6 protein-coding genes and 1 pseudogene are annotated in these 7277 nt (G+C 71.6%); all 7 read right to left on the bottom strand.

Annotation, left to right across the window (positions count from 1 at the left end):
- A pseudogene (locus QH283_RS15320) lies at positions 1-254 on the bottom strand (hypothetical protein); the annotation flags it as partial.
- Between the two features lie 16 nt (positions 255-270).
- Positions 271-513, bottom strand: coding sequence for an RNA-binding protein (locus QH283_RS15315; protein ID WP_011210690.1), 243 nt, complete (start codon positions 511-513; stop codon positions 271-273).
- Positions 513-947 carry a 30S ribosomal protein S16 gene (gene rpsP / locus QH283_RS15310; RefSeq protein ID WP_280503663.1) on the bottom strand — a complete coding sequence of 145 codons (435 nt, stop codon included), beginning with the start codon at positions 945-947 and terminating at the stop codon, positions 513-515. Before rpsP ends, QH283_RS15315 begins: the two co-directional genes overlap by 1 nt.
- Before the next feature lie 277 nt (positions 948-1224).
- Positions 1225-2319 carry an amidohydrolase family protein gene (locus tag QH283_RS15305; protein ID WP_280503662.1) on the bottom strand — a complete coding sequence of 365 codons (1095 nt, stop codon included), beginning with the start codon at positions 2317-2319 and terminating at the stop codon, positions 1225-1227.
- 157 nt (positions 2320-2476) lie between these two features.
- On the bottom strand, positions 2477-4042 hold the full coding sequence (gene ffh / locus QH283_RS15300; protein ID WP_280503661.1) for a signal recognition particle protein: 1566 nt from the start codon (positions 4040-4042) through the stop codon (positions 2477-2479).
- A gap of 108 nt (positions 4043-4150) precedes the next feature.
- Entirely contained in the window at positions 4151-4465 is a 315-nt protein-coding gene (locus QH283_RS15295) for a hypothetical protein (protein ID WP_280503660.1), read from the bottom strand.
- 125 nt (positions 4466-4590) lie between these two features.
- The gene (locus tag QH283_RS15290) at positions 4591-7035 is read right to left on the bottom strand and encodes a [protein-PII] uridylyltransferase (RefSeq protein WP_280503659.1); all 2445 of its coding nucleotides are present in this window, start codon (positions 7033-7035) and stop codon (positions 4591-4593) included.
- Between the last annotated feature and the right edge of the window lie 242 nt (positions 7036-7277).

Here is a 7277-nt window from a genome sequence, read left to right as displayed (position 1 = left end):
ACCTCCACCCCCGCGCCGCGGGGGGGGGGGGGGGGGGCGCTCGCGCCCCCCCCCCCCCGCCCCCCCCCCCCCCGCCCCTGGGCCGGGGGGCCCCACTCCACGGTGAACTCACGGGTGTCGCTCGAACGGGGCATCCGCCCGCGCAGCGACGATCCCTCGGCGAAACGCGCGTCGGGATCGTCGGTGCGTACCTCGACGACGAGTTCGCCGCGCACGCCGTGCGACTTGGCGACCCGTCCAACGACGAGTTCCATCGGCCGGTTCTCCCGGCTACTGGTCGGTGTCGACGACGTCGACGCGGATACCCCGGCCGCCGATGCCCGCCACCAGGGTGCGCAGCGCGGTCGCGGTGCGGCCGCCACGGCCGATCACCTTGCCGAGGTCGTCGGGGTGCACGTGCACCTCGACGGTCCGCCCGCGCCTGCCGGTGATCAGCTCGACGCGGACGTCATCGGGGTTGGCGACGATGCCGCGCACCAGGTGCTCGACGGCATCGGCGACGACGGCGCTCATTACTCGGCAGCCTCGGCCTCGGTCGCCTCGGCGGCGGCCTCGTCCTTCTTGGCCTTCTTCTTCGGGGTGACGGCCTCGGCGACCGGCTCGTTCTCGGCGGCGGCCAGCGCGGCGTTGAACAGCTCGAGCTTGGACGGCTTCGCCGGCTTGGTCTTGAGGGTGCCCTCGGTGCCCGGCAGGCCCTTGAACTTCTGCCAGTCACCGGTGATCTCCAGCAGGCGCTGCACCGGCTCGGTGGGCTGGGCGCCGACGCTCAGCCAGTACTGCACGCGCTCGGAGTCGATCTCGATGAGCGAGGGCTCTTCCTTCGGGTGGTACTTGCCGATGGACTCGATGGCACGGCCGTCGCGACGGGTGCGGGCGTCGGCCACGACGACGCGGTACTGGGGGTTGCGGATCTTGCCCAGGCGGGTGAGCTTGATGCGAACAGCCATGCTGATCTGCCTCTTTCGGGTAGGCGGCCGTCGTCTGCTGGAGATGACGGCCAGGATGGTCACCGCGCGATTCAGCGACTCGCACGGTCTGCGAGCCCGGTTTCGCGCTTGGAGTGTGTGACCGCCGCGCGGCACGTGACCGGAGACGGGCTGACACTGTCCTGAGTAGGACGGTGGTTCATTCTGCCAGACGGCGCGCGCGGCCCAAAAATCGCCCGCTCCCCCGGCGGGCCCCCGTGCACGGACCGCCGATGTCGCGGCCCGCGGTCTCGCGGGGTCAGCGATGGCCGGTGACCGGGCTCGCGCCCGCCACGACCCGCCCGCGCAGCACCACCCAGTCGGGCTCGGCGAGCACCGCCGGATGGGTGCGCGGGTCCTCCCGGTAGACGACGAAGTCGGCGGGGGCGGCGTGCTCGATGCCCGGCCTGCCGAGCCAGGACCGCGCCGACCACGACGCGGCGCCGAGCGCGTCGTGCGCGGACAGCCCGGCGGCGCCGAGGGCGGCGATCTCGTCGGCGATGCGTCCGTGCCGGATGGACCCGCCCGCGTCGGTGCCCGCGTAGATCGGGATGCCCGCCTCGTGCGCCCTGCCCACGGTGTCGCGGACCCTGCGGTGCAGGTCGCGCATGTGCGCGGCGTAGACGGGGAACTTGGTGGCGCTGTCGGCGATCTCCGGGAAGGTGTCGATGTTGATCAGCGTCGGCACCAGGGCGGTCCCGTGCTCGGCCATCATCGCGATGGTCTCGTCGGTCAGGCCGGTGCCGTGTTCGAGGCAGTCGATGCCTGCCGAGATCAGCCCGGGCAGCGCGTCCTCGCCGAAGACGTGCGCGGTGACCCTGGCGCCGTTGGCGTGCGCGGCGGCTATGGCCTCGGCGAGCACCGCGTCGCTCCACAGCGGCCGCAGGTCGCCCACGGAACGGTCGATCCAGTCGCCGACGATCTTGACCCAGCCGTTACCGCGGCGGGCCTGGTCGGCGACGATCTCCGGCAGGTCGCGTTCGTCGTCGAGTTCGATGCCGAGTTCGCGGATGTAGCGCTTGGGGCGGGCGATGTGGCGGCCCGCCCGGATGATGCGCGGCAGATCCTCGCGGTCGTCGATGAAACGGGTGTCGATCGGCGAGCCCGCGTCGCGCAGCAGCAGCGCGCCCGCGTCGCGTTCGGTCTCGGCCTGGGCGACGGCGCCCTCGTGGTCCTCGTGGCCGCCGCCGTAGCGGATGCCGACGTGGCAGTGCGCGTCGACCAGGCCGGGCACGATCCAGCCGCGATCACACAGGGTGTCCGCCCCGGGCACCGGCTCGAAGGAGACCGCGCCATCGTGCACCCACAGGTCGCGGATGTCGTCGTCGGGCAACAGGATTCCACGAAGGTGCACGCGTACCTCCTCGGCGCGGGGTCGGATGGACTTCAACCTACCGCGCCGAGGGCCCGCCGGACCCTGCCGAGCGAGCGCTACCCACCCGGCGACTCGACCCCGGCGGCTACCGCTTCCGGGCGGCTACCGCTTCCGGGCGACTACCGCTTCCGGGCGATCACTGCTTGGGGAACTTCAGCTTGGACAGGTCGAAGCCCTCGAGACCGGGCGGCAGCTGGTCGAGGCCGGGCGGCATGTCGGACAGGTCGGGCATGCCCGCGGGCAGACCGGGCATCCCGGCGGGCAGGCCGGGGAAGCCGCCGCGCATCTTCGGCGGGGTCGGGCCGCGTCCGCCCTTCTTGCCCTTCTTGCCCTTCTTGTTGTTGCCGCGCCGCGAACCGGGCATGCCCATCTGCCTGCCCATCATGGCCATCATCTTCTTGGCCTCGAAGAACCGGTCGACCAGCTGGTTGACATCGGAGACGGTTACGCCGGAACCGTTGGCGATGCGCAGCCTGCGGGAGGCGTTGATGATCTTGGGGTTGGCGCGCTCGGCGGGGGTCATGCCGCGGATGATGGCCTGGATGCGGTCGAGCTGCTTGTCGTCGACGGCGGCCAGGGCGTCCTTCATCTGGCCCGCGCCGGGCAGCATGCCGAGCAGGTTGCCGATCGGGCCCATCTTGCGGATGGCCAGCATCTGCTCGAGGAAGTCCTCCAGCGTCAGCTCGCCGCTGCCGATCTTGCGCGCGGCCTCCTCGGCCTGCTTGGCGTCGTAGACCTGCTCGGCCTGCTCGATGAGGGTGAGCACATCGCCCATGCCGAGGATACGGCTGGCCATCCGGTCGGGATGGAAGACGTCGAAGTCCTCGAGCTTCTCGCCAGTGGAGGCGAACATGATCGGCGCGCCGGTGACATTGCGCACCGACAGCGCCGCACCGCCGCGGGCGTCACCGTCGAGCTTGGTGAGCACGACGCCGGTGAAGCCGACGCCGTCGCGGAAGGCCTCGGCGGTGGCGACCGCGTCCTGACCGATCATGGCGTCGAGCACGAACAGCGTCTCGTCGGGCTGCACGGCGTCGCGGATGGCGGCGGCCTGGCGCATCAGCACCTCGTCGATGCCGAGGCGGCCGGCGGTGTCGACGATGACGATGTCGTACTGCTTGGCGCGGGCCTCGGCGACACCGCCGCGCGCGACTTCCACCGGGTCGGCTGCGGAGATGCCGAGCGGGTTCTCGCCGCCGCCGATCGAGGTGCCCGCGTGCGGGGCGTGGACGGGCACGCCCGCGCGCTCGCCGACCACCTGGAGCTGGGTGACCGCGCCGGGGCGCTGCAGGTCACAGGCCACCAGCAGCGGCTGGTGGCCCTGACCCTTGAGCCACTTGGCCAGCTTGCCCGCCAGGGTGGTCTTACCCGCGCCTTGCAGGCCGGCCAGCATGATGACCGTCGGCGGGTTCTTGGCCAGCTGGAGCCGCCTGGTCTCGCCGCCGAGGATCTGGACGAGTTCCTCGTTGACGATCTTGACGACCTGCTGGGCCGGGTTCAGGGCCGCGGACACCTCGGCGCCCTTGGCGCGCTCCTTGACCTTGGCGATGAACCCGCGCACGACGGGCAGCGCGACGTCCGCCTCGAGCAGGGCCAACCGGATCTCCCGGCAGGTGGCGTCGATGTCGGCCGGTGACAGACGCCCCTTACCGCGAAGATCCTTCAGGGCACCGGTAAGCCGGTCGGACAGGGATTCGAACACCGATCGCGCTCCTGATCTCGAGTGACGTCACTTGACCACCCAGGGTAATGGGGTCACTCGGGCTTTCGCGCACGCGGTGGCCGAAATCGCGGCCCGGCGAAAACGCAGCTAGTCGACCGTCACCCGGCTCGCGTCGCCGGCGCGGCGCAGATCGTGGTTCTCCAGCCGCACCAGATGCACCGACTGCCTGCCGGTGAGCCCGACCCGCAGGGCGAGCGGATCCAGCGTGGACCACTGCGCCGGGGTGTCCATCGGCTGGGTGGCGACCGCGGCCGCGATGGTCATCGCCGCGACTGCCTGCGGTCCGGTCAGGGTCCGACCGGGCAGCCAGGAGACGACCCAGAGATCACCGCCGACGCACCGTGCCATGTGTGAGGTGTCGTCACTGGTGATCATCGACGCCTCGACAACCTGTATAGCCATCGACCAGCTCCCATCGTCTCGACGCGGGACGGACCGCTCTAGATCGTATGTGCCACGCCGTGACCGACGAGCGCGACTCAGCTAATTTTCGGCAACGGTCCGGTCGCGTCCTCGGACCACCCCGCTCAGGTGGCGCTCCCGTTCTTCTCCTCCGGCGGCTTGGGCGCGGGCCTCGGCACGACCTGCAGGACGGCCTTCTCGACCGCCTCGCGACGCTGCGGATCGTCGGTGTCCCCCATGTCCAGGCAGAACGAATCGACCACCGACGCGCCCATGGTGACGACCTTGGCCCAGCGCACGTTCACCCCGCACCCGGCCAGCGCGGCGGCCAGCCTGCTCAGCAGGCCGATGCGATCCTCGGCGCGCACCTCGAGGATGACCTGCCCCTCGGTTCCGGTCGGCGACCACAGCAACCGCGGCTCGGCCTGGGCGTACGGCCCCCGGTCGGGCACGGCCGTCTCGCGTTCGCGTCTGGCCAGCACACCGGGCAGGTCGAGGTCGCCCGCGATGGCACGGATGAGTTCCTGGCGCAGCAGCCCGGCGTCCGGCGGGTCGCCGAATTTCGGCGTGACCACGAAGGTGTCGATCGCCGATTCCCCCTGCACGCCGACCGAGGCCGACAGCACCCGCAGCGAGTGCAGGGCCAGCACGCCCGCGGCGTCGGAGAGCAGGCCCGGTTCGTCGGGCGCGATGACGGTGACGATGTGGGTGAACTTGCCCTCGCCCTGGACCAGTTCGACGTGCACGCCACCCTCGGCGGCCTTGGCCAGCAGTTCGGGGGCGATCTCCTCCTGCGAGGGCAGCGCGTCGCCCGCCATCATGGCGCGGCAGCGCCGCACCAGGTCTCCGATCAGCGAGGCCTTCCATTCGCCCCACACGCCGGGCCCGGTGGCCAGCGCGTCGGCCTCGGCCAGGGTGTGCAGCAACTCGAGCAGTTGCGGGTCGCCGCCGAGCGCCTCGGTGACCCCGCGCACGGTGTCCGGGTCGTCCAGGTCGCGCCTGGTGGCGGTGTCGGGCAGCAGCAGGTGGTGGCGCACCATGGCGCTGAGCGTGCGCACGTCGGACGGCCACAGGCCGAGGCGGTTGCCGATCTGGGTGGCCAGTTCGGCGCCGACCACGCTGTGGTCGCCCTGCCTGCCCTTGCCGATGTCGTGCAGCAGCGCGCCGAGCGCGAGCAGGTCGGGACGGGCCACCCTGGTGCTCAGCGCGGAGGCGTAGGCCACGGTCTCCATCAGGTGGCGGTCCACCGTCCAGGTGTGGATGGGATCGCGCGGCGGCAGGTCTCGCACCGCACCCCATTCCGGCAGCAGCCTGCCCCACAGGCCGGTCCGGTCGAGCGCCTCGATGGCGCCGATCACGCCCCGGCCCGACCCGAGCAGCACGAGCAGGTCGTTGAGCGCGTCCTTCGGCCAGGGCTCGCGCAGCTCGGGGGCCTGCTCGGCCAGCCGGGCCAGGGTCGTCGCCGACATCGGCAGCCCGGTCTGGGACGAGGCCGCCGCCACCCGCAGTGTCAGCCCGGGATCACGCTGCGGACGCGCGTCACGGGCCAGCACCACCTCACCCGCGTGCTCGACCACCCCCTCATCGAGTGGTCGACGCACGGGCATCCGCCGCAGCCTGGCCAGCCCCCGGCGGGGCAGGGCGTTGGCGGCGGTACGCAACCCGACCTCGACGGAGTAACTCACCGTCCTGGCCGAATCGCTGAGGGTGCGGGCGAGATCGAAGCGGTCGCCGATGCGCAGCGCCGCCCCGATCTCGTCGGCATCCTGGGCCCGCAACTGGTCGCGACCGCGTCCGGCAACGCGGTGCAGTTCGGTGCGGACGTCCAGGAGCCTGCGATGCGCCTGCTTCAACCCGCCGCCGGGCACATCAGGACCGAGCCCCGGCATGGCGTCGGTCAGTTGTGCGATGGCCAGCGCGTCGAGCAGCTGGATGTCGCGCAGACCGCCGCGCCCGTTCTTCAGATCGGGCTCGGCGCGGTGCGCGATCGCCCCGCTGCGCTGCCACCTGGTCTCGGCCTGGGCGACGAGTTCGTCGAAGCGGCGGCGGATTCCGTTGCGCCACTCCCTGCGCACCCCGCTGATGAGCAGGTTGCTCAGCTCCAAGTCGCCGACGATGTGGCGCGCCTCGAGCATGCCCAGCGCGGCGATCAGGTCGTTGTCGGCGACCTGCAACGCCTGGGCGACGGTGCGGACACTGTGGTCGAGCCGGATGTTGGCGTCCCACAGCGGATACCAGAGCTGATCGGCCACCTCGGCGACCCGCGCGGAGGCGGTGTCGTCGTGCAGCAGAACGAGATCCAGATCCGAGTAGGGCAGCATCTCCCGGCGGCCCAGCCCGCCGACCGCGACCACGGCCAGGCCGCTGTCGGGAGTGATGCCCAGTTCCGCACCCTTGTTGGTGAGCCAGAGCTCGTAGAGATCGACCAGCGCCTGCCGCACCGACTCGGCGTCCAGCCGCGGATTGCGCGGCATTCCGCCCTCGAGTAACTGCTTGCGCGCCTGCACCAGACCGGCCGCGCCGCCGTTGGTCGACTTGGCGTTTCCGCCGTCCCTACTTGCACTACCCATGACCCACCACCCGTTTCATGAGTGCGGCCCCGCCCCGCCCCGGGCGTACCCTCGGAGCGGGGCCCCCCCGCTTGTTTCCCGCTACATCGTGCCGCGCGGTGGCCGCGCTCGGTTCGGATCCCCGGGGGGGGGGGGGGCCGCACTCATGAAACGGGTGGTGGGTCATGGGTAGTGCAAGTAGGGACGGCGGAAACGCCAAGTCGACCAACGGCGGCGCGGCCGGTCTGGTGCAGGCGCGCAAG

This window comes from Nocardia farcinica, from assembly GCF_029867845.1.
GTDB lineage: Bacteria > Actinomycetota > Actinomycetes > Mycobacteriales > Mycobacteriaceae > Nocardia > Nocardia farcinica_A.
This window is presented reverse-complemented; position numbering and strand designations above follow the sequence as displayed.

Coding starts and splice junctions, on each gene's coding strand:
- rpsP (WP_280503663.1), bottom strand. CDS start 947: ATGGCTGTTCGCATCAAGCTCACCCGCCTGGGCAAGATCCGCAACCCC.
- QH283_RS15290 (WP_280503659.1), bottom strand. CDS start 7,035: ATGGGTAGTGCAAGTAGGGACGGCGGAAACGCCAAGTCGACCAACGGC.
- QH283_RS15295 (WP_280503660.1), bottom strand. CDS start 4,465: ATGGCTATACAGGTTGTCGAGGCGTCGATGATCACCAGTGACGACACC.
- QH283_RS15315 (WP_011210690.1), bottom strand. CDS start 513: ATGAGCGCCGTCGTCGCCGATGCCGTCGAGCACCTGGTGCGCGGCATC.